Here is a 25,090-nt window from a genome sequence, read left to right on the forward strand (position 1 = left end):
AATATCCGAATTTCTCAGGATCGACTTTCAGCCCACAGCCTGTCGGCCGGTCTTGTAAATTTAACGGTAAGATGCCTTGGAGAAACCAGTTATGCCCCTTGTTTCAGGCAGGCAGACATGTCGATGACAATTTTGGATCAGATCAAAAAGATGATCCTTCCCAGAGTATCTGCCAAAGAAAAATCGCTTTACCAGCGACTCAACATTGTCTTTGGTTTCTTTTTTCTGATCCCCACCTTTGGACTCCTGTATTTTTTAATCACCTATGACCTTTTGAACGATCAGTATGTTCCCCTTTTCTTTGGGGCATTTCTGATCTGCTCTCTGGCCGGATTTGTGACCCTGCGGGTGTTATTTGAAAAAATATCCAAATTGTCGAACCATCTCACCCGGTCCCTTGAAAAAGATTTCACAAGCAACGGTATCCGCAAGGGAACCGATGAAGTGGCCAATATTTCCAAAAGTATCGATTTGTTTGAAAAAAGGCTGCAAACCACGTTTTCCCAGCTGGAAAGAAAAGTGTCCGACATCAGCATCCTCAAAGAACTGTCTGATTTATGCTATGTCACCTTTGATCCGGAAGAACTGCTGTACATCACCCTTGAACGGGGATTGAAAATCACCCATGCAGATATCGGCTCTGTTCTGATTTTAAAAAACCTGCCGGAAAAGCACTTCGTCATCAAGGCCCGGATCGGCCAGGAAGACAAATTGAACATCGGCGATACCGTGGACTTTCACACCAGCGTGGCCAAATACGCGGTCATCAACAAGGCCCCGTTTGTGGTGGAAGATATTGAAAAAGACTCCCGTTTAGGACGGATCAACAAAGCCCAGTACGCGTCCAAATCCTTTGTGTGCCTGCCCATTAAAACCATCCGGGATATCATCGGTGTAATGACCATTTCCCGGAAAAAAACCGCGGATATTTTTACCCTTGAAGATGTGGAAGCGTTGATTCCTCTGGTCTCCAATGCAGCGTTCACTTATGAAAATCTCCGGCTGCTCAAAGACCTGGAAAAAGCGGATCAGAAAGAAAAACACCTGTCCGGGCTGATTTCCACCACCAACTCCAGCATGAAGGATATTGAACTCTATCAGAGCCTGTTAAAAGACACGATTCGCATGATCCCCCTGTGCGGTACCGTGCTTTTGCTAAAGGATCCAGACATGCCGGACCAGGTGCAGGTGATCGATTTTTACTCCAAAAACAACAACCTGCTTAAGCGGGGAGAACGCTTTTCATACAAAGGGACCCTGCTGGAATCCATGTTCATCCAGGTGGATACCACCGTGGTGGAAGATCTGTCCGCCATGACCATGGACACGCCGCTGGAGCAAGCCCTGTTTTCGTCTCATGGCGGGAATGCCGCAGTGATCCATCCTTTGGTCAATTCCGGAAAAATGACCGGATGTTTTGTCTTTATTCATGAAAACAAAGCCGACGTGCTGAATTATCAGAACCAGACCCATCTGGTCACCAATATATTTGCCCTGGCAATGGAAAAAAGCAGCCTCTCCAAATCCGCGCAGCAACGGGCCAGCGAACTGTCCACCATCAAACAGATCGGCAGTGTTCTGGCCTCGTCCACGTTTGATATCGAACAGGTGCTTTTTTATACCATGGACATGATTCGTGTGTCCATGCAGGTGGAAGCGGGATCTTTACTGCTGATTGAAGACAATGTCCTGAAATTGAAAACCGCGTTCAACGTGGACATGGAAAAACTGACCGACTTTTCCATTCAACTGGGCCAGAGCATTGCCGGGCAGGTGGCCGCCAAAGGGGACAGTATCATCGACAACCATGTTCAAGATTCCAGGCTGTTTTTTTCCGCCATTGCCAAAGCCAGCGGTTTTGTCACCCGGTCGGTTTTGTGCGTGCCCATGATATCCCAGGGCCGGGTCATCGGGGTCATCGAGGTGCTCAACAAAACAAGCGGTCATTTTGGGGCCGAAGATCAGCAGCTGCTTCAATCCATCGCCTCTTCAGTGTCCATTGCCATTGAAAACTCCCGTCTTTACAAGGAAACCCTGTCCATTGCCGACCAGGAAAGGGCCATCCGGCAGATTTTTCAAAAATTCGTGCCCAAGGCCATTGTGGACAAGATCGTTCACGGTGATGTCCAATCCCAGTCATTGATGGAAGAGTTCAAAACCATCACCCTGCTTAATGTGGATTTAAGAAATTTTTCCCGAATGGCGGCCACTATCGGACCCCAGAAAACCGTGTCTGCATTGAATTCATTTTTTTCCACCATGGGAGAAATCGTTTTTACCCATCAGGGGATTGTGGACAAATACCTGGGGGATGGATTTCTGGCCCTTTTCGGTGCACCGTTGTCCACCATTTCCGACGCGGACAACGCGGTTACCGCTGCCATTGAAATGAAGCAGGCATTAACCGGTCTCAATGCCGATCTCAAAGAAAAAATGGACCTTTCCGTACATATCGGCATCAGTATTCACACCGGAGAAGTGGTGGTGGGAAATATCGGATTTGACAAAAAAATGGATTATACCGTCATCGGCGATGCCGTCAACTCCGTGTTCAATATTCAGGATCTGACAAGGCATTTGCCGGACTCCATTTTGATCAGCGAAAAAACCATCAAGTCTTTGCGTCACCCTGTCAAAGTCAATGAAATAAAAATCCCCGATGAAAATACCAAAGTCGAAGGACTCAAAGTATTTGAACTGCTTTCCCAAACCCGACCGGAGCACGATCATTCACCATGACCCTTGCACTCATTCCGCTGCTCCCCTTATTGGGGGCATTTATCCCCTGTTTATTTCAAAATCGTCATCTCAACGCCGCTTCCGCCGGCCTTATCGCAGGCATCTCCCTGATACTGCTTCTGCTCTGGATCCCATTTGTATTCACGGGAGAAATGCCTGTTTACACCCGGGACTGGATCCCTGCCATAGGATTTAGCTTTGCCTTCCGGGTCAGTGGATTCGGGTTTTTGTTCGCCCTGCTGGTACTGGGCATCGGACTGCTCATCATCCTATACGCACGCTATTACATTGCCAAACAAGACCCCATGGGACGGTTCTACACCTACCTGCTTTTTTTCATGGGCTCCATGCTGGGCATCGTGCTGTCGGAAAATCTGCTTCTGATGATGGTGTTCTGGGAGTTGACCAGCATCAGCTCTTTTCTGCTCATCGGATTCTGGCGCCACCGGGCCGATGCCCGCCAGGGGGCATTCATGGCCCTGGTGATCACCGGCGGTGGCGGGTTTGCCATGCTGGCCGGGTTCCTTCTGCTGGGACACATGGTGGGCAGTTTTGAACTCACAGACATTCTGGCGGCCAAACAAATCATCCAGGCCCATCCATTGTATCCCATCACCCTGATCCTGATTCTGGTGGGTGCGTTCACCAAGTCGGCCCAGTTTCCCTTCCAGTTCTGGCTGCCCCATGCCATGGCCGCGCCCACACCGGTGAGCGCCTTTCTGCATTCCGCCACCATGGTCAAAGCCGGGGTGTTCCTGCTGGCCCTGATGGTACCGGTGCTGGGAGGCACCCCACTGTGGTTTTATCTGGTCACGCTCACCGGCCTGATCACCCTGGTGTTTGCCGCCTACATGGCCCTGTTCAAGGATGATCTCAAGGGGCTGCTGGCCTATTCCACGGTGAGCCATCTGGGGCTGATCACCCTGCTGCTGGGCCTTGGCACCCCGCTGGCGGTATTTGCCGCCGTGTTCCACATTTTCAACCACGCCGCATTCAAGGCCGGGCTGTTCCTGCTGGCCGGCATCATTGACCATGAAACCGGGACCCGAGATATCCAGCGGTTGTCCGGACTGAAAACGGCCATGCCGGTGACGGCCGGCCTGACCTTGATCGGGTGCGGTGCCATGGCAGGGGTTCCCCTGTTCAACGGATTTTTAAGCAAGGAGATGTTTCTGGCTGAGACCTTGGGGCCCGGCCTGACAGGTGCCATGGGCTGGATCGTACCGCTGGGATCCACCCTGGCCGCCGTGTTTGCCGTGGCCTATTCCATCCGCATGCTGCTTGGCGTGTTCTGGGGAAAGCCGGCAGAAGACCTGCCCAGATCCCCCCATGAACCGCCCATGGGCATGACGCTGTCACCGGGGTTTCTCATGGCCATGTGTGTTCTGGTGGGCATTTTTCCGGCCTTTTTTGCCGGTCCCCTGGTCAATGCCGGGGCCGGGGCCATCCTGGGCCCGGACATGCCGGCCTTTCACATGGCTGTGTGGCATGGATTCAACATGGCCCTGGTCTTGAGCATGGTCGCTTTGGCAGGGGGAGTGGTGTTTTACCTGCAACGGCACAGATTGTTTGACGTCCATGTGTGGTGTTCCCGATACCTGGACGGCAAAACCCTGTTTGAATCCCTTGTTTCCGGGGTGGTTCAGGCTGGAAACCGTGCTATCCGGTTCCTGGAAAACGGGTCATTGCAGCGCTATCTGTTTGTGCTCATCAGTGTCACCCTGGTCCTGGGAGTCGTACCGTTTGCCGTTTCCAGAACCCCGCTTCTGGGACCGGTTGCCGCAACCCCGGTGGATCCGGTCACCCTGGTCATGGGACTGATTCTGATCATCGGGGCCGTGGCCACGGTCAAGACCCACCGGAACCGGATTCTGTCCATCATCATGCTGAGCACGGTGGGTCTGGTGGTGGCCCTGGCGTTCACCCGGTTTTCAGCACCCGATCTGGCGTTGACCCAGATATCGGTGGAGGTGGTGACCATTATCCTGCTGATGATGGCCCTGCACCTGCTTCCCACCACCACACCAAAGGAATCTTCAAAAGCCAGGAAAAGGCGGGACGGCCTCCTGGCGGTGCTGGCCGGCGGTGGTGCGGCCGCCATGGCCATGGCCATTCTCACCCGTCCCTATGACACCATCTCTGATTTCTTTCTGGCACACAGTGTTCCCGGCGGCGGGGGCACCAATGTGGTGAACGTGATTCTGGTGGATTTCAGGGGGTTTGATACCCTGGGGGAGATCACGGTACTGGCCATCGCCGGCCTGATCATTTACGCACTCCTGCATCAATTTGAACGCCACGCCCCGGTGACCGATGACATGGGCCGGCCCTGGACCCGGGACCGGTTTCCCATGATCCTGGTCAATATCACCCGGCCCCTCCTGCCGCTGGCTTTGCTGTTTTCCGCCTATATTTTTCTGCGGGGCCACAATGATCCCGGCGGCGGATTCATCGCCGGACTGATCACCGCCACGGTCCTGACCCTGCAGTACATTGCCAGCGGCATTGTCTGGACCCGGCCCCGGTTTCATTTTGACAACCACGTGATCATGGCCCTGGGGCTGATACTGGCCCTGGCAACCGGCCTGACCAGCTGGGCACTTAATTACCCATTCCTGACCAGCACCTATGAATATGTCAAGCTGCCGCTGATCGGCAAATTTGAGATTGCCAGCGCCATGGCCTTTGATATGGGGGTATATCTGGTGGTGGTGGGGTCGGTGATGCTGACACTGGTCAAACTGGGGTCCATCAATTCCGAGGATGCCCGGACCGTCTCTTTCTCAGCCCATATGGATGAAACCCTGGAAAATAAAACCATTGAAAAGGAGATCCATTGATGGAATGGCTGGTATCGGCATGTTTCGGGGTCATGATCGCCTGCGGGGTCTATCTCGTGCTGCGGGCGCGCACCTTTCCCGTGATTCTGGGCCTGACCCTGATGGGTTACGCCGTCAACCTGTTTCTGTTTCTCACCGGCCGCCTGCACACCAACCTGCCGGACATTATTTCCCCCAACCAGACCCGGTACGCAGACCCTCTTCCCCAGGCCCTGGTTTTGACCGCCATTGTCATCGGTTTTGCCATGATCGCGTTTCTGGTGGTGCTCTCTTTGCGTGCATTAGGAGAACTTGACACCGACCATGTCGACGGACAGCAGGAGAACCCCCCCGCATGATAAATCATCTGATTGTCAGTCCCCTGCTGCTGCCCCTGCTGATGGGGACCGTGATTATCCTGAACGCCAACCAGCCCGTTGCCCGGCAGCGCATCCTGGGCCTTTCCTCCTGCCTGGCGGTCCTGGTCATAACCGGTATCCTGCTTTTTCAAAGTGCCCAGGGACCCATTCAGACCTATGTGCTGGGAGACTGGCCCACCCCCTTCGGCATTGTGATGGTCCTGGACCGGCTCAGCGCCATGATGCTGTTTATTACCGCTCTGCTGGCCCTGCTTTGCCTGGCTCATGCGGCCCGGGGGACCGATCGGGAGGGGAAGAATTTCCATGCCCTGTTTCAATTCCAGCTGCTGGGGATCAACGGGGCCTTTCTCACGGGTGACATCTTCAACCTGTTTGTATTTTTCGAGATCATGCTGCTGTCCTCCTACGGCCTGGTGCTGCATGGGGGCGGGGGGCTTCGGACCCGGGCCGGCATGCATTATGTCATTCTCAACTTGGTGGGCTCCAGCATCTTTCTGGTGGGGGTGGGGATCCTCTATGCCCTTCTTGGGACCCTGAACATGGCGGACCTGGCGGTGCGCATGGCCGCAGCCCCGGCTGAAAACGCGGCCCTGCTCCAGGCGGCCGGCCTGATTCTGTTTGCCGTGTTTGCGTTGAAAGCGGCCCTGCTGCCCCTGTGTTTCTGGCTGCCGGATGCCTATGGTTTCACCAGCGCCCCCGTGGCGGCCCTGTTTGCCGTCATGACCAAGGTGGGGGTGTATGTGATTCTGCGGGTGTATTGCCTGATCTTCAGTGAATTTGCCGGGGTCGGGGCCGGCCTGTTAAGCGCCTGGCTTCTGCCCGCTGCCCTGATCACCCTGGCGGCCGGGGCTGCCGGCGTGGCAGGCAGCCGGGACCTGCGGCGGATCACCGCTTATCTGGTCATTGTGTCCGTGGGCACGCTTTTGGCCGTGATCGGCACCTTTCAAAGAGAGGCCATTGCCGCCGCCATTGTGTACCTGCCCCATACCACGTTCATGACCGCGGCCATGTTTCTGGTGGCGGACCTGATCCGGCGGCAGCGGCCGGATGCCGGATCAGAACTGATTCCGGACCGACCCGTGGGCCAGCCCACCCTCCTGGGACTGCTGTTTCTCACCGCTGCCGTGGCCATCGGCGGCCTGCCGCCTTTGAGTGGGTTTTTCGCCAAGGTGATGATGCTCATGACGGTCCAGGGCAATAACGCTGCGCCCTGGATCTGGGCACTGGTTCTGGGGAGCGGGCTGTTGGCCCTGGTGGCTCTGGGACGGGCCGGTATCATTATCTTCTGGAAACTGTTGCCAAAGGATGAACCGGGGACGGGCCGGGGAACCTCCCATGACCCTGTCCCTGTCTATGCGCCGGCAGATGTGTTCCCGGCCGCTGTTTTGCTTTGCATCAGCCCGCTGCTGGTTATTTTCGGCGGGGGGATCACTGAGTTTGCCTTTGCCGCTGCCGACCATGTCATCAACCCGGTTCACTATATCGAGGCGGTACTGGGACCGGACCGGTCGCTTCCGCTGCTCTATCCTTTCGGAGGTGAATAATGCCCGCATACCGAAAATCCCCCATTCCTGGCAACCGGTGGCTGCCCCATCCATTGATGACCCTGGTGCTGGTCATTATCTGGCTGTTTCTGGTGAATACCATTACCTTTGGTCATCTGCTGCTGGGCACGCTGCTGGGCATTGCCATTCCCTGGTTCACCAACCGGTTCTGGCCGGAACGGCCGAAGATTGCAAAACCTTTCCTGCTGTTCCGGTTTTTCTTCATCACCTTTGTGACCGATGTGATTGTCGCCAATATCACGGTGGTTCGCCTGTTTCTTTTGCCCGACATTTCGCGGCTGCGGCCCCGGTTCATTGAAATTCCTCTGGACACACAGGACCCCATGGTGATCACCATCCTGGCCAGCGTGATATCCCTGACCCCTGGCACCGTGTCCGCGGAAGTGAGTGAAGGCCGCCAAACCCTGATTGTCCACGGCCTGGACGTGGCCGATGAAGCGCTTGCGGTGCAGACCATTAAAACCCGTTATGAAGCCCCTTTAAAGGAGATATTTTCATGCTGAGTATTGCCATCCCCGTCGCCTTTGCCCTGCTGACGGCGGCCCAGCTGCTGAACCTGTACCGGCTGCTCAAAGGCCCCACCCTTCTGGACCGGATACTGGCTTTGGACACCATGTATATCGACGCCATTGCCATGTTTATCCTGATGGGCGTATTTTTTCATTCCGCCGTCTATTTTGAGGCGGCCCTGATCATTGCGGTCATGGGATTTATCGGCACCGTGGCCACCAGCAAATTTCTCATGCGGGGCGATATCCTTGAATAACAGGAAAAACAAAAGGAATTTCCAATGACATTTGTGATTGAACTGCTGGTGTCATTTTTCCTGGTCATGGGAGCGTTTTTTGCCATGGCCGGATCCATTGGCTCCTTTCGCCTGCCCGACTTTTTTTCCCGGCTCCACGGTCCCACCAAATCCACGACCCTGGGGGTGGGGGCCATGGCCATAGCTTCTGCCATCTATTTTTCTTTCCATGGGGAGGGCATCAGCTTTCACGAGGTGCTGATCACATTGTTCTTGTTCATCACAGCGCCGGTGAGCGCCCATTTTCTGGCCAAGGCCGCCCTGCACCAGGGCCTTCATCGTAAAGAGTCCAGTCCGGAAACCAGCCGGAAATCAACAGACCGCTGAAAAAAGCCGCCCTGGATCCTCAATTAATATTTGCCGGGGATCTGCGGATATCCGGCCGGTTCTGTATAAAATTTTGCTAGTCGATATTGGTCACACCCACCTCTTCAAAGGTTTTGATGTCCGCCAGAATCCGGGTGGACAGATCCAGCAGTTCCATGCACACGGCCGCACCCGTGCCCTCCCCCAGACGGAAATTCAGATCGATGAGCGGTGACAGCCCCAGCCGGTCGTGCATATATTTATGACCGATCTCCACTGACTGGTGACTCACAAACAGATAATTTTTTGCCGCCGGAGCCAGCTCGCAGGCGATCAAAGCCCCGGCCGTGGAGATCAATCCGTCACAGATCACCGGGATGCCGCGGGATGCCGCCCCCAGGACCAGCCCGGCCAGGGCCCCGATCTCCAGACCGCCCACCTTGGACAAAATATCCAACGGATCTTTGGGATCCGGCGTATGCAGATCCAGCCCTTTTTGAATCACGGCGATTTTGTTGGCCAGGGCCGCATCATCAATGCCCGTGCCCCGGCCCGTGAGTTTTTCCACGGGCAGGCCGGAGAATGCGGCAATCACCGCAGTGGACGGCGTGGTATTGCCGATGCCCATATCCCCGGTTCCCAGCAGATCCACAGGGGTTTCCGCTTCCAGCTCGGAGACGATCTCGATGCCGGCTTCGATGGAACGGATCGCTTCGTTCCGGGTCATGGCCGGTTCTTTGGTGAAATTGGCGGTGCCGTGGCGTACTTTTTTGTGGAAAATGGGCAATGCCGGATCAAAATCATAGTTGACCCCGATATCCGCGGCCTTGACCTCAGCCCCGGCATGTTTGGCAATCACATTCACGGATGCCCCGCCCCCGGCAAAATTGAGCACCATCTGGGGCGTGACTTCCGCCGGAAACAGACTGACTCCTTCTTCCACCACACCATGATCCCCGGCACAGGTGACAATACGCTTATGGGTCAGCCTGACGTCAAGGGTCCCTTTGATGGCGGCCAGACGGGCGGAGATATCTTCCATGACGCCTAAACTTCCCGGGGGTTTGGCCTGATTGCGCAGCCGGTCTTTGGCCGCTGCCAGGGCGGCCGGGTCCAGTTCTTTCCGGATTTCTGAAATCGTGGTTTCAAGCAATGACATAGATTACCTCTTCTCTTTGATATCGGTTTCAAATAGTTCCATGCCTTTTTTCATGGCACAGAAATCCCCGCACATGGTGCAGGTCTGTTTTTCTTCCGGGGCCCGGGCTGAACGCACGGCCTCAGCGATGTCCGGGAACAGGAGGTGCCGGGACAGGTCCTCCCAGCGCATGTCCCTTCTGGCCAGGGCCGCCTGTTTTTCCGTGTCCCGCCGGTCCGGATACTTAGCCAGATCCCCGATACGCACGGCCAGGCGGGTGGCTCTCACCCCTTCTCTGACATCATGAACATCCGGCAGTGCCAGGTGTTCGGCCGGGGTGATGTAGCACACCAGGTCGGCCCCGAACCGGGCCGAACTGGCCGCGCCGATGGCCGCAGAAATATGATCGTATCCGGCACCCGTGTCGCAGGGGATGGGTCCCAGCACATAATAGGGCGCGTTGCCGGACATGCGTTTTTCCAGCATGATGTTGCCTTCAATCTCATCTAAAGGCACATGGCCCGGGCCTTCCACCATGGTCTGGCACCCCATTTCCCGTCCGATCTCCGCCAGTTCGCAGTTGATGATCATCTCTGCCATCTGGGCCCGGTCATGGCTGTCGTGAATCGCTCCGGCCCGGATCCCGTTGCCCAAAGACAGCACGGCATCATATTTTTTCATCAGACGGCACACCCGGTCGAACTGTTCATACAGCGGGTTTTCCCTTTGATTGATATCCATCCAGGCCACCATGAACGTCCCGCCTTTGGAGGCCAGGCCGCCGTAGCGGAACCCCTGTTTTCTCAAGCGGTCGATGGCATACCGGTTGATGCCGCAGTGAATGGCCATGAAACTCAATCCGTCGGCCAGCTGCTGCTCCATGAGATCAAACAGATACTCCGGGTCCAGTTTTGCCGGATTTCTGTATTTTTGGATGGTTTCCTTGAACGCCTGGTACAGCGGCACATTGCCCACGGGCAGGTTTGTGCTGTCCAGAACGGTCCGCCGGATTTTGTTCATGTCACCGGCAGCGGACAGCTCCATAAGGGTGTCGGCGCATTCTTCTTCTGCGGCCCGGGCCTTTTCCACCTCCAGACCGATGTCGCAGATATCCGACGAGGTGCCGATGGAGGCATTGACTTTGGTGCGCAGGCCCGTGCCGATGCCGACGGGTTTCTGATGTTTTCTGTTGGGATTGCAGGGGATGACGATCTCCCCTTTTGCCACATGATCCAGGATAAAGGTCTCATCCAGACCTTCCTGCCCGGCAATGGACTTCATTTCAGACGTAAGAATGCCCTGACGGGCAGATTCCAGCTGAGTGATCATAGTATCCTCGCTATGATTTGCCTGTAAAACACAAAAAGGGTTTCACAGGACATTAAATTCCTGCAAAACCCTTTGCCATCGGGTTTTACACACATGGTATTCCGGCACGTCTTCTGACTTTCGGCATTAAACCTGTTTTTTCCTGCCTTCCCGCTGACGCAGTGGCGTGTTGAAAAAACAGATATTTCCGATTACAGCGGCGGGACCGTCACGGAATTTCACCGTGTTCCGTTTGCCGGGATACACACATTCTGTTCCGGGTTTATACTGGTTTCGTATAATCCCGTCAAGAAAGATTTTCAATGCTGGCAGCAGCCTGCACAAATACAGAGCAGCCCCGTGCAGGCGAATCTCCAGCTTGATCCACTTTTACATTTCATCCCCTCACATAATTTTTTGTGCAATCATGCCAAAACGGCTCCAATGCCGGACATTTGAGTGGGTTGCCTGCCGGAAATCGATGGTTTCGGCTGGACTTCCGGGGGCGATTGTGAAATATAATGTTGCAGTTTTTTATGGATACCTTGAGTATCATTGAGGTTTATGAGAATCAAGGCTAGTGGCAAGCTGGTTGATATTTTACAATTGGAAAAAAAATTCAATCGAATATGACAGTAATACTGGAGGCATGGCATGAGCACTGCGGTTGAAATTACAGAACCAAGATTGACTAACATAGAAATAACAGACAGTGAGATAACGGCCTTTCTTTCTGACGGTCGAAGAATAAGTGTTCCATTGGCCTGGTCTTGGAGGTTGTCGGACGCAACTCCGAAACAGCGTCAAAATTACGAAATAATCGGCACTGGGCAAGGTATTCACTGGCCTGACATTGATGAGGATATAAGTATTGAAGGAATGCTTTTTGGTATCCCCGCACGACGTCCTCAACTTTTATCTGCTTAATGAACCAGGTTATCAACTGTTCCAACCTGAAGGCTTTCTCCGCGGTACTCCTAAAACTGCGGGTTAAAATGGCGTTACCAATTTTCCCTGCTACAGATGGCCTATGTACTGGACAGCAAAGGTCCGATCATCATCCCCTTTACAGATAAAAATGGTGTCACCTTGAAGTACCGGTCAGATCCCATTGATCTCGGGGGACAAAGACATGAGAACTTCTTGGAAAATCAAAGCGCTTCAGCCCGGTCGTGGTTGCTGCCATGCAGAAAAAAAGGCATCCCGGGTGTGATCAGCCGGTATGTGATTGTCCTGGGCCAAAACAATTGACAAGCGGGCATTTCATTGATATGGATTTCATGATAGCGAAACTATGGTTGAGATTTCAGGGAGTTAAGACCACCAAGATAGTTGAGTTTTGACAATTAAAAACAATGCAGATCTGTTTTTGTTTGTACCATTTCAAAAAATGAAAAGAGATCAGATATAAAGATGATAAACAGTTTGATAATCTTTTTGAGAAGATATACTGATCCACACATGAACTTATTATGAAAATTTGAAATGAACAAAAACCACCTGCCCGTCTCATCTGTGCGATCATCGAACAGGGCGGCTGTATATTGGCGGTATAGCGGAGCCACGCAATGTCCATACCTTTGAAGTGGGAGTTTCCCGGCGGCGAAATCAAACCAGGCGAAACCTCGGAACACTGCCGTTGCCGGGAAATTGCCGGGGAACTGGCCGTCCAGGTGCCCGTGTACCATACCCTGGTTCAAGGGACCCATGCGTATCCGGATTTTACCATCACCCTGCGGGAGCATGCGGCCGTGGTTTGGAAAGCTGGAAGCTGAGGAACAGCCGTCCCGGTATGCGGAAGTTGTGTCACTGTATCAGAACCCGGTACAAGGCTGACAAAAGTTACCGCCTCCCGGAATTGAAAAAATGGCGGAACAGACCGGATGGGAACACCTGGATTTGGAGAGTTGATAACCTAGGAGATCTGCCATGGTAACCGAATATAACAGGGATCAAAAATTTGTGAGCCTCAAACAGCTGCTGCGCTATGCCACACTGCTGATTTTGTTCTGTATCACGGCCTGGCTGTGGTGGATGTGGAATGAAGCGAACCGGGAAAGGGAGCAGGCCCGGTTCAATCTGTATACAGAAAAAATCGGTGCCGATATCCAGGCACGGCTTCATAATTATAAGATGGTTCTTCAGGGCGGGGCCGGGGTGTTTGCCGCCTCCGAAGAAGTGAACAGACAGGAGTGGCGGGCCTATTATGAGTTCCGGCAGATCAAGCACCTGTATCCGGGATTTTATGCGGTGGGTTTTTTTTCCGTGGTCAGACAAGAGCGGCTGGACCGGCATATTCAGGAGATCCGGGCAACAGGGATGCCCGACTATGCGGTCTGGCCGGCGGCCGAGCGGACGATCTATGCCCCGCTGGTGTTTATGGAACCCTTTGAAGCACTGGATCCTCGTACCCTCGGGTGGGACGGTTTTTCCATCCCCGGGGTCAGAGCAGCCATGGAACGGGCCTGTGATACTGGGGAGTTTACCATGTCTGAAATGGTAAGCCTGCCCATGGATGAAGACCGTGCTGCATTTCTCATGGTTCTTCCCGTGTTTGAAGGTCACTATCTGCCGGATAATCCGGCAGACCGAAGGCTGGCCATTGAGGGTTTTCTGGCTTATATGATCTTTGTCGATGAACTGATGGCCGGTATCTTTTCAAGCCCATCTGAAAATATTTCCTTTGCCCTGTTCAGCAGCGTTGATTCGGATGTGCCGTTATATGCCGGCAGCCGGTTTTCCGGCGGTGCCGGCCCGGAAGGCACACCGATGTTCTCCCGACGCCGGGTCCTCGATCTTTATGGGCAGCAGTGGGTGCTGGAATTTAACAGCACCCGTGCTTTTGAATCCAGTGTGGATCACTGGACCCCCCGGGGGATACTGGCAGCCGGTCTGGCCGTAGGCATCCTGGCGTTTCTATGGATGCGGGCCCTGGAAAAAACGAATGACCGGGCAAAAATCCTGGCAGCAACGCTGACCGCCGCTTTGCAGGAAAGCAATGACACCTACCGGCTGCTGCTTGACAATCTGCCCGTGGGGGTGGCCCACATCGGCAGAGGAATGGAGGTGCTGTCGGTCAATGCCACCATGCACCGGTGGTTTCCGGGCATGGATACGGCAGGCAAACCGCTCTGCCATACTGTTTTACATGTTCCGGGCAGAACAGAACCATGCACGGGATGTCCCGTGGAACAGGTGCTGGCGGACGGCCGTCCCTGCGAAACTGAAAGGCAGGCATCGACATCTGAAGGTGTCCTGGATTTTCACATGACCGCCGTCCCTATCAGGGATACCAAACAAACCCTTCAAAGCGTGCTGCTGGTGATCAAAGACATTACCGGCGAAAAAAAGGCGGAGCAGGACCGCATTGCCCGCCGGGCCGCAGAAAAAGCCAACCAGGCAAAAAGCGCTTTTCTGTCCAACATGAGCCATGAGATCCGCACACCCCTCAATGCCATTATCGGGTTCGGCGCAGTGCTCCAGCGGGATACATCCCTGACTCCAGTGCAGGCCCGGCAGGTACAGACCGTCAATCGCAGCAGCCGGCACCTGCTGAACCTGATCAACGATATCCTGGATATTTCAAAGATCGAAGCGGGCCAGCTGTCGTTGAACATCTCCGATTTTGCCCTCCATGACCTGCTGGATGACCTGGAATTGATGTTCCGTTCCCGGGCGGAAGCCATGGGGCTGGCGATCAACGTGGAACGGATGGACAACGTGCCGCAGTATGTGAAAGGTGACGAAGGCAAGCTCCGCCAGGTACTGGTCAATCTGCTGGGAAATGCCCTGAAATTTACGGAATCCGGCGGAGTGGGATTGCGTATCCGGGCAGATGCAGCCGGCAGCCGGACCGGAGGTCCCGGAGAGGACCTGCATCTCCGGTTTGAAGTGGAAGACAGTGGCTGCGGTATTTCAGAAGAAGCACTGGGGCAAATTTTCAAACCGTTCCAACAGGCCGATAACGGGGTGAAAGCCGGGGGTACCGGACTGGGGCTGGCCATTTCCAGGGCACTGATCCAGCTCATGGGCGGGACCATCACCGTGAAAAGCACGGTGGGTAAAGGCAGCTGCTTTTTCTTTCATATCACGGTTCAGCCGGCCGAACAGGCTGACAAACCATCGGCGGCCGTTACACCGCAGGTGACCGGCATCGCGCCCGGCACCGGACCCTGGCGGATACTGGTGGTGGATGATCAACCGGAAAACCGCATGCTTCTCCATGATCTTCTTCAGCCGGTGGGGTTTGAAATCAAAGAGGCAGCCAACGGGGCCGAGGCTTTGACCCTCTTTGAAAAATGGGCGCCCCATGCCGTGCTCATGGATATGCGGATGCCGGTCATGGACGGATATGAAGCCACCCGGCGGATCAAGTCAACGCCAAAGGGACGGGTCACACCGGTCATTGCCGTCACTGCCAGCGCATTTGAAGACAACCGATCTGACATTCAGAATGCCGGAACCGATGCGTTCATTCGTAAACCGTTCAGACCGGAGGAAATGTTTGAAGCGCTGAAACATGCCCTGGGAATCACTTTTGTTTATGCAAATGACGCCGGCCAGGCATCCCGTAAAACCAGTGCCTGGTCCCTGAAGCCGGAAGATCTGGGGATCCTGTCCGCAGACCTGGTCCAGGCCATGTGCCAGGCAGTGGAAATTGGGGATATGACGGAACTGGGGACATTGATCGACCGGGTCCGGGAAACAGATGAACCGACCGCAGACAGGCTACGAACCCTGGCGGATCAGTATGACTATGACAAACTGTTTCGTGTATTATCAAACAAGGCTGAAACCGGAAACAAGGAGGAAACTGGATGATCCCTGCCAACGAAAAAGCAACCATCATGCTGGTAGATGACACACCAGCCAACCTGAAGCTGCTCGAACAACTGCTCAAGAAAGAAGGGTGCCGGGTGATGCAGTTTCCAAACGGCCGCACCGCCCTGGGCGCACTGGTCAGAAAGCAGCCAGACCTGATTCTACTGGATATCATGATGCCTGAAATGGATGGATTTGAGGTGTGCGCCCGGCTCAAAGAAAATGAGGCGACCCGGGATATTCCCGTGATTTTCATCAGTGCTCTGGCAGACACTGAACACAAAATCAGGGCGTTTACCGAAGGCGGTGTGGACTATGTAACCAAGCCGTTCCAGGAAGAGGAGATCCTGGCCCGGGTCAAAACCCACCTCAGTCTCCGGCAGATGCAGCAGGAACTTCGAAAACACAATCTTTACCTGGAAGAACTGGTGCGGGAAAAGGTCAGAGAGATTTCAGAGTCTCAATTGTCCACCATCCATGCCGTGTCCAAGCTGGCGGAATACCGCGATGATGAGACCGGCCGGCATATCGAGCGCACCCGGCTTTTCTGCCGAATGCTTGCCGAAGTGCTCGCGGAAAAATCCAGGTATTCCGGCAGTATCAATAAAACCTTTATCGAAAATATTTATCATGCCGCACCGCTGCACGATATCGGCAAGGTCGGCATTCCGGACAGCATACTCCTCAAACCCGGAAAACTGGATACAGAGGAGTTCGAAATAATCAAGACCCACACCACCATCGGGGCAATGACCCTGCAACAGGTCAGAAACAAATATCCCCAGAACGCGTTTGTGAACATGGGGATCGCACTGACCCGCTCCCACCATGAAAAATGGGACGGGTCCGGGTATCCGGACGGCCTGTCCGGTGAGAATATCCCCCTGAGCGCAAGGATCATGGCCGTCGCCGACGTCTATGACGCGCTCCGGTCGGAACGGCCTTACAAAAAGGCGTTTTCCCACGAAAAAAGCTGCGGGATCATCCGGGAAGGCAATGGAAGCCACTTTGACCCTGACATTGTGGCAGCCTTTAACTCAATCCATCTGGAACTGGCTCAAGTAAGGGAACAAATAAAAGGTCATGACATCATGTCACCTTCTGAGTGACGCTGCCAGAGACTGCGGCTGCTGAGATTCAAATTGAACCGGGCCTTCCCTGTTGATCACCTCCGCTGTCTGTCAAGAACGGTCCTGCATCTATCCGACAGCGGCTTCCTGACCCTGGCAGGAAAGACCAGCCGATTTTGCATCCATTTTCATCGAGGACTGGCGGTGGTGGCTCGGGATTGACTATGTTCTGGTCAAGCTTGTGCCCCTCGCTGGTGCGGCCTGGCTGATCAGGACCGGACAGTTCTCTTGCCAGGAACTGGGATTTAAATCCCAAGGGGTTATGACCTTTATAGCCTGGACCCTTGGACTGACCCTGGTCTGCACCCTTATTGATCAGAATGCCTATACCCTTAAAGCCGACCTGCCCGGATACCCTCCTTTAGGTGGCATGCCCGCCATAACTTCACCTTTTTGGGACTGGATCGATCTCACTCTGGGGCTTGCTCTGGTTGCCCTGTGCGAGGAACTGGTGTTCAGGGGGTATCTACATGCCGTTTTCAGGCAAATGGCGCTGTCGCCGGGTGTGATCATTGTCATGTCATCTACAGCCTTTGGGTTGGCCCACTGGTGCCTGGGCCTTCCCGCCGTCCTCATCACCGGTCTTATCGGAGCCGTGCTCATGATCGCCTACATGCGGACTGGTTCTCTATACGCCATGATGCTGGCCCATTTTTTTGTCAACTTCATTGATTTTTCCGGGGTGATTCCCAAATCAATTTTCCAGTTCTTTTGATCGTGTAATGCCAACGTTACCCAACGGGTCCTGCCAGCCACCTTGCTACCCAAAAATAATTATCCATAGTATAACAATTCACGACCTTGAAAAGTATTGAATACCAAAACAATCATGAGGTCTATGCAGTGCATGACCTTGACCGATAGTTACAAACGCTTTTTATTCAAATAAATGGCACGCTAAATAACTCGATGAGATTAAATTTCATCTAAAAGCGACTTAATAAAAGCTTCTTTGGCAATCCCCAGATGCTCTCGCATTTCGCGTTCCGCACTCGAGCCATCCCCTGAAATTATAAATCCAACGATGTTCTTTGATGTATTTATCGCTTTCTTAATATTACCAGTTGAGGAAGTTTTCAAAATAATTGACATTTTTTTATTAACTATTGAATGTATCTCTTTTATAATTTCCCCAAGTTCGGGATTTTTTGCAGCTTGAGCGATCACCATATGGAAGTTGTTGTCTTCCTTCAGGTGGTACAAATGATCTTTTTTATAGCTTTCTGCCAATCTCTCACAAGCTTCTTTCAATAAAACAATCTGTTCCTCACTGATAACTTCAGCCGCTTTTCTGACCGAATAGCATTCCAAAACCTCTCTGATTTCCCAGAGATTGTAAATACTGGCGGACTTAAAAATATTATATATACCGGATTCAACAGGTTCAGTTTTAACAGTCCTCTCCTTTACAAAAGTACCTTTGCCCTGCATAGCTACGATAAGATCCATAACTATTAAGACGTTGATCGCTTCTCTAATTGAGGACCGTCCGACACCATAATAATTAGCCATCTCCTGGTGGTTAGGTAATTTATCCCCTGGTTTTAATTTACCAGACTCAATATCTTTAACGATTTGCTTAATGATTTTTTCAGGGGCGGATTCACTTTTAATTTGGGTACGGCTCTTTTGCATTTTCAAAAATTTCCTCGATATTTTGCTCTCTTTTTATTCAAATAGTCGTAACAATCACTTGATGATTTTTAATTTTTTGCGCTTGTCGTGTGATTCAGAAGCGTGGTGGCGGGGTCAATGCCGTTTTCATACAGATCCTGATGGTTCTTCTTATATTTACACGCTTCGTGAAATTTCCAGTACTCATCAAAATCCCTGCTTGAAAGTAACGCCCGCAGACGTGATGTTATTGCCGGGGACGGGTCACATGGACCAGGTATTGCAACCTTGTGCCAAACGGCATGGCATGCCCCAGATAATGGTATCGGCTCAGAAGAGCCCGTAACAGATCTCGCTATTTCCGGGTTTGTATCAGCTCAATATCCAGAGGTGAAAACTCTTCTACGCTTCCGGTACTGGTACTTCCGCCGTAAGGCACCTCTTCTTGTGCCTCTTCTTTGAACTTCTGAGAACCAATATAACCGGTTTTTCTTTTCTCCGGAAGTTCCAGAACCTTTTTTTTTCCAGAATCTCCAAAAGATCCTTACACTCCCGGGCCTTGAGGCCGCCACCCGGACGTTTCCATTCCAACAGCTCACATATGGTATGAGCCAGTTCATAGCGACTGGTACTGCCACAAGTGGTGACGACTTCCTTTATCATCAACAGGTCTTCGGTCGAAAAATTGCGTCCGCAAAATGTTTGCGGAGTGATTGCTGTGTGCATGCCATAATCTCCTTTTGTTATTCTCTCATAGCAGTTGTATGGCAGCTTGTTCAACCCTTTTTTCAACAAATTTTACGGGCTTCTATTTTTTCCAAATCTCCTTTTTCTGATACTGAAAAACCAGCAATTTTCAGTGAAGGTCTAAAATTCCCAGAAAAATGTCAATCCACCAAAATTTAGTCCGATGTCAGCTGCGAATTAGGGTTTTTCAGCCCAAATCGCAGCCATTTATGTATCAGGTTTGTGGCAAATGTCAAGAAAACCGGATAGATGCCAACAGAGATCCATTGACCTGAAACGGCCTTGATGAGACACAACCATTTGTTGATCGGGCGAACCAAATTTTCATGGAGCACGAATATCGGTTGGAGGAGAGATCACAAAACCAAACAGTGATTCCCAATTTTCGAATATTATGACCCGGATTGTACAACGCAACTGGTTCCAGAATTCTTTTCTTGCGCTGAATTTGGCCCTTGCTATTTGGTACAAAGGATCTCTGAGTTCAATGATTTGATGCATAAAAAAAGCCAGCAGGGTGAATAGGAAAAAATTGAATGATAAGTTCTTTTTCCCATGACCAAAATTGTGTTCAGCATGATAGCCAAGAGTTTTCAGGGTATTGAAATTTTCATTTTCAATTTTCCATTTGGCCCGACCGGCTTTGACAAGCTTTGCAACATTGCCGTCAGTAACCCGGATATCAGTGACCCAGCTGTTGGTATAGGTGATTTTATCACCATCCCGGATGATGCTGTATTCAAAAAATTGACCAGCGGGGCGGATTTGTTCCCATTCAACCTGATATCATTGATCCATTCATATCTGTGGATGGCACCCTTGTGATCCTGCCACTCCAAAAGGTAAACCTGATCCAGATCCTCTTTTTCCCAGATGTTTTTGAAAGGATCCTTACGCGTTCTCCAATAGCGTACGGCTATACCTCCCGGGGTAACTTCTCCTTTTTCAATGCGGCAACCTGAACGTTCTGATATGCCGGCCTTTGCGGCTGCAGTTTGTTGGATATGCCCTTTGTTTTTTGTGCTCATATATATCCTTGTCTGTTGCTCGGTTATGGGTTTACCTGACATCGACACCTCCGTTTTTGATGGATTTTAGTGTTGGGGTTCTACCACGATTAACCGGACACGTTAATTGTCGTCAACCGGACAAGATAATTGTCACACAATAGCCGATTTTACAGCATTCTTAGGTTCACCGAGAATTACTGCTGAAAAACCGACTTAACCTCTTGGGCTATCTTATCCTGTTTAAATCACAACAATTTTGTTCTTAAATTTGTAACTTCTCAATAAGTGCCTGCGGCACATGTCTGTCTCTTCAAGACCTCGTTTTTTGACAAAGCAGACATCTTTGATCCCTTTGGTCTTGTCCAGATTGCCTTTGGATGCAAAACCACCTTCCAGGGCAACTTTCAGCGGGTAGCGTCCGTAAGCCCGATTCTGGCGATCCAGCATCTGTTCGACCAGTCCGCTGTCTGCGGAGATTGCCTTCAAGACGGATCAACCGGATTATGGATCGCGGTGGCTTGCCGATGTCCTCAAACGCTGTTTCATGATTCACAACATTCCATCGACGGTACAGAAAGCCTTACCCGAAAAGGTGCTGATAGACTTTTGTTCATTTCATTCTTGGGTCTGTCGGTTTCATGTAATAAGCATTACTGCAGTTGGACTTTCAATCCATATTCTTCTAGTATATTTTTTATCGGCTCTAATTTTTCTTTACCCAGGTTTTTTTGTTTTCCAAGCTTATAGGTAAGATCCAATCTCTCGTATTTTGAAGCGCCGTATGCATGAAACGGCAAAAGGAACACAGTAAAATTTGATTTTAATTCCCGTAAAAACTCTCCTGTAGCTTGCAATATTTCTTCAGAATCATTAAGGCTTGGAATTATTGGCATTCTGACGGAAAAAGGTTTTCCTACTTCATCCATCTTTTTTAGATTCGTTAAAATCATCCCATTGTCTACCCCAGTTAGCTTCATATGCTGTTCCGGAATGATACATTTGTTATCGAAATAGACCAGGTCTACATATCTTATTATTTCCGAAAAAATTTCCCATTTACAGTAGCCGGTTGTATCCAGTACAGTATGAATACCTTGCTCCTGGCACATCTTAAAAATTTCAGTGGCAAATTTCGGCTGCATAACAACCTCCCCTCCACTCAAAGTTACTCCCCCATCGGATTCATCATAAAAAATCTTGTCCTTCGCAACTTCTTCAACAATATCCTCGGATGTCGCCCATCTTCCTATAAGCTTCCTTGCCTCGGCCTCACAGACTTCTACGCATTTGCCGCAGCCCTTGCACTTTTCCCTGATGGTTTGGGTAGCCTCTGCTGCTCCTGTTGGACAAACCTCAACGCATTTACCGCAACCAACACACTTTTCAGGGTACATCATTAACTCTGGTCGCACTTTTTGCGATTCCGGATTACTGCACCAAAGGCATCGAAGCGGGCAACCTTTCAAAAAGACAGTTGTTCTTATTCCTGGGCCATCGTGGATCGAAAAGTTTTTTATATCGAAAATTATTCCTTTTTCCATATTTCAGACAACCTCCTGCGCCCCTCGCTTATTTCCGTGTGATAGCGGAAATGTTTTAAATTTTGTAATTGTTGAGTGCCACGTCGTAGACAAAGTCCGTTGACAATCGAATAGTCACTGCATCATTCCATTAACATCGGAATCAAATTGGAATAGCCATGACTGCCTTTGACATGGAGACTCAAACCCATGTTTCCAGGAACCAGGACAGACCAATTCCACCTGTGGTCCCTGAAAAAAATTCTAACCTAACCTGGGCATGCTCCATGTCAAAGGTCTCTGCTTCGCTTCGACGAACGGTCACCGGTTATTGGTTTCTATCAAGCGACTTCCGAATACTCCGTCCTTGCTATCAAGTCTTCCTGGAGGTCCTCGGCGATCTCCGTAAAGTAAGCGGTGTAGCCCGCCACTCTGACGGTTAAATCTCTATATTTCTCCGGATCCCTCTGGGCCTTCCTAAGGGTTTCCGAAGAAACCACATTGCATTGAAGATGTTGTCCTCCATTATCACCCATTCGATTCAGGTAGGTTTTGACCAATGTGGTGAATTTTTTAATGTCCTCGTCGCTTTCAAGGGCTGTAGGATGGTACCTCTGGTTGTATATACAGTTCAGCATGCTGACATAATCCCACTTGGCTGCAGACCGCATGGAACCGGTTGGTCCTGAGGTGTCTGTTCCCTGCATAGGCGAAACTCCCCCCTCGGCAAAAGGCACCCCTGCTTTCCTGCCGTCGGGCAACGCGCCTGTCATCCATCCAAATAGCACACTGGCTGATAAGTGCTCCCAACCCGGGTGCTTCCGCTGTCTTCCGGAACGCATCGGATATTTTAGCAATTCTTCCGTGATAAAATATTGATGCGGCCGAATCCATTTATCTACCACATCATCGTCGTTGCCGTACTTCGGGGCATTCAACAGCAGCTTCTGAAGTTCTTCGAATCCTTCAAAGTTTTTATCCAGGGCATCTATAACTTCGGCCATGGTGACTTTCTTTTCGTTAAACACTATCTTTTCCAAGGCTGCAAAGGAGTTGATGACATTAACAGATCCTATGGATACGATAGGACTGTTATTAAAGCCTCCGGAGCCTCCGTTGACAATATCTTTTCCATCCGTCAAACAGGTGCCTAACAACATTGAAGTGTATGGAACTCGCAAATACTCTTGCCAAACTTTGTGGATCGTGTTGGCATGAATGCAGGTGCATTGCATTGCATAGGCAGTTTGTGCCTCCCAGGCCTTTACTACGTCCTCCATTCTTCTGAATTTTCTGGGATCGCCTGTTTGAGGGCCAATCTGCTTTCCTGTCTTTCGGTCTGCCCCGTTATTGAGTGCCAGTTCCAAAGCTTTGCCCGGTACAATATCATTTGAGTGATCGTAATGGGGGTAGTAGGGGTTCCACATAAAGCTGCAGCCAAGTGAATCGTATTGCATGGCTGCATCTTCAGGAAGGCCTGCCACATCCATAAAGTGCTTCACTCTGCTTTTAACGCCCATAAACATGGGCTTCCCCCCCCCACGGGCAACGACCTTGGCGGACTCTTCCAGAAAATCATCCGGAACGTTATCGTGCACCCATACGCCAACATTGGGCTGATCCAAATGCATGTGATCCTCAACCTTCAATGCTAAGTAGCTGAGTTCATTGACCGCGCTTTGACCGTTTTTGTCGGTTCCACCCAGAGTGATACTTTGAAACATCACGTTGCCAGTTCTCCATCTGGATTCGACCTCTGAATTGATTTTCGAGTTTTCGGCTACCTTCAGCCAATAGCATCCGAGCAACTCTTTGGCTTCTTCTATGGAGAGCGTCTTATCGTCAACAACTTCCTTTTTGAACCAGGAATAGAATTTTTGGTCGATTCTTCCGGGGGACTGGGCTGTCATATTGGTTTCAAGGTAATAAATCAGGTAAATAAACCAGGCGGCCTGCAATGCTTCGTGGAATGTGCGAGGAGGATTCCAGGGCACCCAATCGCATATTTCAGCTATTTTTTCTAGCTCTGCCTTTCTTTTAGCGTCTTTTTCAACTTTGGCCAAGTTGCGCGCTTCTTCCGCATACCTGTGCGCAAAGTCCCGCACCGCATCGCAGACAATAACAGTACCTTTCCAGAACAAACGCTTGTCAGGGTATTGCGGATCGCATTTATCCGCCTTTTCCATTAGTTCCAGAGCTCTTTCTTTGTACCAGCAAATCCCATTTAACAACCTTTGCCGATCCGTAACGATGATATGGCCTATATGCCCTTCCTGCGAAATACCGTTGGTCCACAAACCATACGGATATTTTTCTTTAAGTTCGTTCGGCAATTGTTTTTGGATTCTGCTTAAGCTACACCTATCCTTAAAGTATGGATGCACTTCCTCCAGGTAATATTTTTTATCTTCCTCGGAAATCAAAAATGGATTCCAAGCCCTTTCGGAAACTTCGTCTATTTCATCGATAAGCCAATCAACAATTTCAGGAAACCATGCAGCGCCTCTGGGGGTTTTGGTAAGAGCACCCACAATTAATTCGCCTGGCCTTATGTTTACCGGAATCTCTCGCAGGACTTTTGCCAGCGCTTTTGACTGTCTTATTCCCGGGTCCTCGCCTTCTGTTTCCTTATAGCTTTCCAGCACAGGTTTGGATCTATCTTTAATATATAACTGGGGCGTGGTAACCCTGACTTCTTCCCGGAGCCCAGCAAGTCTCGGGCCTATCTCCAGCTTTTTAATATCTTCGACTATTTCCGGATCATAGCTCCAGTTTCTGGCACCTACCGGATCACTAATCTCCTCCATACACCGCAATATGCTTTCTTTTTCAAGCGGTACTATATTTCCGATATTTTTTACCTTCGTTGTCGTTGCCTTCATTTCTTATACCTCCTTGTAGTGGGTTTTGGGACATACGGGAATTCTCGTTCTTTGCTCCTTACAATTTGTATTTCTCGACTCTCTCGGCGGTTCGCCATATGTGCACAGGATCATCAAGCATCATAGATGCAACTATAGTACATATAGCTCGCGAAACCTATAATCATACAGCCTCGGCTTAAGAGCACTGGATAGACGTTAACAATTCAAGCGCTTAAATTGTTTGTCTATCTACCTTAAAACCCTATGTATCAATTAAAATTCAGGTTGTCAATATAAATCTGATGACCTGACTATTAATTCGAT

Annotated in this window: 19 protein-coding genes, 1 pseudogene and 1 riboswitch; of the genes and pseudogenes, 12 read left to right on the plus strand and 8 right to left on the minus strand. The window is 51.2% G+C overall.

Annotated features, from left to right (window positions below; all coding sequences use genetic code 11):
- Positions 1–123: 123 nt before the first annotated feature.
- The 7 genes from K365_RS0121885 to K365_RS0121915 are packed head-to-tail and all read left to right on the plus strand — an operon-like array spanning position 124 to position 8,635.
- Entirely contained in the window at positions 124–2,739 is a 2,616-nt protein-coding gene (locus K365_RS0121885; RefSeq protein ID WP_024336314.1) for a GAF domain-containing protein, read from the plus strand.
- Complete coding sequence (locus tag K365_RS0121890; RefSeq protein ID WP_024336315.1) at positions 2,736–5,579, plus strand: monovalent cation/H+ antiporter subunit A; 2,844 nt, start codon at positions 2,736–2,738, stop codon at positions 5,577–5,579. Before K365_RS0121885 ends, K365_RS0121890 begins: the two co-directional genes overlap by 4 nt.
- A complete protein-coding gene (locus tag K365_RS0121895) occupies positions 5,579–5,917 on the plus strand; it encodes a Na+/H+ antiporter subunit C (RefSeq protein WP_006967685.1) in 339 nt (112 codons plus the stop codon). The genes K365_RS0121890 and K365_RS0121895 overlap by 1 nt, the downstream gene beginning before the upstream one ends.
- The gene (locus K365_RS0121900) at positions 5,914–7,482 is read left to right on the plus strand and encodes a monovalent cation/H+ antiporter subunit D (RefSeq protein ID WP_051147891.1); all 1,569 of its coding nucleotides are present in this window, start codon (positions 5,914–5,916) and stop codon (positions 7,480–7,482) included. The genes K365_RS0121895 and K365_RS0121900 overlap by 4 nt, the downstream gene beginning before the upstream one ends.
- The gene (locus K365_RS0121905) at positions 7,482–8,006 is read left to right on the plus strand and encodes a Na+/H+ antiporter subunit E (RefSeq protein ID WP_024336317.1); all 525 of its coding nucleotides are present in this window, start codon (positions 7,482–7,484) and stop codon (positions 8,004–8,006) included. The genes K365_RS0121900 and K365_RS0121905 overlap by 1 nt, the downstream gene beginning before the upstream one ends.
- Complete coding sequence (locus tag K365_RS0121910; protein ID WP_006967688.1) at positions 8,000–8,269, plus strand: K+/H+ antiporter subunit F; 270 nt, start codon at positions 8,000–8,002, stop codon at positions 8,267–8,269. The genes K365_RS0121905 and K365_RS0121910 overlap by 7 nt, the downstream gene beginning before the upstream one ends.
- Before the next feature lie 24 nt (positions 8,270–8,293).
- Positions 8,294–8,635 (plus strand): Na+/H+ antiporter subunit G, encoded by a 342-nt coding sequence (locus K365_RS0121915; RefSeq protein ID WP_006967689.1) that lies wholly within the window; start codon positions 8,294–8,296, stop codon positions 8,633–8,635.
- A 76-nt stretch (positions 8,636–8,711) separates the two neighbouring features.
- Here the strand turns inward: K365_RS0121915 and cobT are convergent, their stop codons facing one another.
- Complete coding sequence (gene cobT / locus K365_RS0121920; RefSeq protein WP_024336318.1) at positions 8,712–9,773, minus strand: nicotinate-nucleotide--dimethylbenzimidazole phosphoribosyltransferase; 1,062 nt, start codon at positions 9,771–9,773, stop codon at positions 8,712–8,714.
- 3 nt (positions 9,774–9,776) lie between these two features.
- Complete coding sequence (gene thiC / locus K365_RS0121925) at positions 9,777–11,081, minus strand: phosphomethylpyrimidine synthase ThiC (RefSeq protein WP_024336319.1); 1,305 nt, start codon at positions 11,079–11,081, stop codon at positions 9,777–9,779.
- A gap of 86 nt (positions 11,082–11,167) precedes the next feature.
- Positions 11,168–11,336: riboswitch (cobalamin riboswitch) on the minus strand.
- Between the two features lie 378 nt (positions 11,337–11,714).
- Here thiC and K365_RS0121935 point away from each other — a divergent pair.
- From K365_RS0121935 to K365_RS26890, 5 genes are all read left to right on the plus strand, one after another.
- Complete coding sequence (locus K365_RS0121935; RefSeq protein WP_006967693.1) at positions 11,715–11,987, plus strand: DUF2442 domain-containing protein; 273 nt, start codon at positions 11,715–11,717, stop codon at positions 11,985–11,987.
- Positions 11,988–12,628: 641 nt separating this feature from the next.
- The gene (locus K365_RS26090; RefSeq protein ID WP_051147892.1) at positions 12,629–12,835 is read left to right on the plus strand and encodes an NUDIX domain-containing protein; all 207 of its coding nucleotides are present in this window, start codon (positions 12,629–12,631) and stop codon (positions 12,833–12,835) included.
- A 154-nt stretch (positions 12,836–12,989) separates the two neighbouring features.
- Positions 12,990–15,881: a CHASE domain-containing protein gene (locus K365_RS26885; protein WP_024336321.1), complete on the plus strand. Its 2,892-nt coding sequence runs from the start codon at positions 12,990–12,992 to the stop codon at positions 15,879–15,881.
- Complete coding sequence (locus K365_RS0121960; RefSeq protein ID WP_024336322.1) at positions 15,878–16,990, plus strand: response regulator; 1,113 nt, start codon at positions 15,878–15,880, stop codon at positions 16,988–16,990. Before K365_RS26885 ends, K365_RS0121960 begins: the two co-directional genes overlap by 4 nt.
- Positions 16,991–17,273: 283 nt before the next feature.
- On the plus strand, positions 17,274–17,726 hold the full coding sequence (locus K365_RS26890; protein WP_024336323.1) for a CPBP family intramembrane glutamic endopeptidase: 453 nt from the start codon (positions 17,274–17,276) through the stop codon (positions 17,724–17,726).
- A gap of 200 nt (positions 17,727–17,926) precedes the next feature.
- Here the strand turns inward: K365_RS26890 and K365_RS0121970 are convergent, their stop codons facing one another.
- The 6 genes and pseudogenes from K365_RS0121970 to K365_RS26895 all read right to left on the minus strand — a co-directional run bounded on the left by K365_RS0121970 (position 17,927) and on the right by K365_RS26895 (position 24,784).
- Positions 17,927–18,646 carry a FadR/GntR family transcriptional regulator gene (locus tag K365_RS0121970; protein ID WP_024336324.1) on the minus strand — a complete coding sequence of 240 codons (720 nt, stop codon included), beginning with the start codon at positions 18,644–18,646 and terminating at the stop codon, positions 17,927–17,929.
- 381 nt (positions 18,647–19,027) lie between these two features.
- The gene (locus K365_RS26095; protein WP_024336325.1) at positions 19,028–19,351 is read right to left on the minus strand and encodes a hypothetical protein; all 324 of its coding nucleotides are present in this window, start codon (positions 19,349–19,351) and stop codon (positions 19,028–19,030) included.
- A gap of 614 nt (positions 19,352–19,965) precedes the next feature.
- Positions 19,966–20,400, minus strand: coding sequence for a hypothetical protein (locus tag K365_RS28925; protein WP_245569241.1), 435 nt, complete (start codon positions 20,398–20,400; stop codon positions 19,966–19,968).
- A gap of 267 nt (positions 20,401–20,667) precedes the next feature.
- Positions 20,668–20,853, minus strand: a pseudogene (locus tag K365_RS0121985) (ISNCY-like element ISDol1 family transposase); the annotation flags it as partial.
- A gap of 179 nt (positions 20,854–21,032) precedes the next feature.
- Positions 21,033–21,923, minus strand: a complete 891-nt coding sequence (locus K365_RS0121990) for a glycyl-radical enzyme activating protein (protein ID WP_024336328.1) — start codon at positions 21,921–21,923, stop codon at positions 21,033–21,035.
- A gap of 320 nt (positions 21,924–22,243) precedes the next feature.
- Positions 22,244–24,784, minus strand: a complete 2,541-nt coding sequence (locus tag K365_RS26895) for a glycyl radical protein (protein WP_024336329.1) — start codon at positions 24,782–24,784, stop codon at positions 22,244–22,246.
- Positions 24,785–25,090: the final 306 nt, after the last annotated feature.

The organism is Desulfotignum balticum DSM 7044 (assembly GCF_000421285.1).
Classification (GTDB): Bacteria; Desulfobacterota; Desulfobacteria; order Desulfobacterales; family Desulfobacteraceae; genus Desulfotignum; species Desulfotignum balticum.

What these genes read in the sequence shown, in the direction of transcription:
- K365_RS0121885 (WP_024336314.1), top strand. Translation starts at nt 124, where the DNA reads ATGACAATTTTGGATCAGATCAAAAAGATGATCCTTCCCAGAGTATCT.
- K365_RS0121890 (WP_024336315.1), top strand. Translation starts at nt 2,736, where the DNA reads ATGACCCTTGCACTCATTCCGCTGCTCCCCTTATTGGGGGCATTTATC.
- K365_RS0121895 (WP_006967685.1), top strand. Translation starts at nt 5,579, where the DNA reads ATGGAATGGCTGGTATCGGCATGTTTCGGGGTCATGATCGCCTGCGGG.
- K365_RS0121900 (WP_051147891.1), top strand. Translation starts at nt 5,914, where the DNA reads ATGATAAATCATCTGATTGTCAGTCCCCTGCTGCTGCCCCTGCTGATG.
- K365_RS0121905 (WP_024336317.1), top strand. Translation starts at nt 7,482, where the DNA reads ATGCCCGCATACCGAAAATCCCCCATTCCTGGCAACCGGTGGCTGCCC.
- K365_RS0121910 (WP_006967688.1), top strand. Translation starts at nt 8,000, where the DNA reads ATGCTGAGTATTGCCATCCCCGTCGCCTTTGCCCTGCTGACGGCGGCC.
- K365_RS0121915 (WP_006967689.1), top strand. Translation starts at nt 8,294, where the DNA reads ATGACATTTGTGATTGAACTGCTGGTGTCATTTTTCCTGGTCATGGGA.
- cobT (WP_024336318.1), bottom strand. Translation starts at nt 9,773, where the DNA reads ATGTCATTGCTTGAAACCACGATTTCAGAAATCCGGAAAGAACTGGAC.
- thiC (WP_024336319.1), bottom strand. Translation starts at nt 11,081, where the DNA reads ATGATCACTCAGCTGGAATCTGCCCGTCAGGGCATTCTTACGTCTGAA.
- K365_RS0121935 (WP_006967693.1), top strand. Translation starts at nt 11,715, where the DNA reads ATGAGCACTGCGGTTGAAATTACAGAACCAAGATTGACTAACATAGAA.
- K365_RS26090 (WP_051147892.1), top strand. Translation starts at nt 12,629, where the DNA reads ATGTCCATACCTTTGAAGTGGGAGTTTCCCGGCGGCGAAATCAAACCA.
- K365_RS26885 (WP_024336321.1), top strand. Translation starts at nt 12,990, where the DNA reads ATGGTAACCGAATATAACAGGGATCAAAAATTTGTGAGCCTCAAACAG.
- K365_RS0121960 (WP_024336322.1), top strand. Translation starts at nt 15,878, where the DNA reads ATGATCCCTGCCAACGAAAAAGCAACCATCATGCTGGTAGATGACACA.
- K365_RS26890 (WP_024336323.1), top strand. Translation starts at nt 17,274, where the DNA reads ATGACCTTTATAGCCTGGACCCTTGGACTGACCCTGGTCTGCACCCTT.
- K365_RS0121970 (WP_024336324.1), bottom strand. Translation starts at nt 18,646, where the DNA reads ATGCAAAAGAGCCGTACCCAAATTAAAAGTGAATCCGCCCCTGAAAAA.
- K365_RS26095 (WP_024336325.1), bottom strand. Translation starts at nt 19,351, where the DNA reads ATGCACACAGCAATCACTCCGCAAACATTTTGCGGACGCAATTTTTCG.
- K365_RS28925 (WP_245569241.1), bottom strand. Translation starts at nt 20,400, where the DNA reads ATGAGCACAAAAAACAAAGGGCATATCCAACAAACTGCAGCCGCAAAG.
- K365_RS0121990 (WP_024336328.1), bottom strand. Translation starts at nt 21,923, where the DNA reads ATGGAAAAAGGAATAATTTTCGATATAAAAAACTTTTCGATCCACGAT.
- K365_RS26895 (WP_024336329.1), bottom strand. Translation starts at nt 24,784, where the DNA reads ATGAAGGCAACGACAACGAAGGTAAAAAATATCGGAAATATAGTACCG.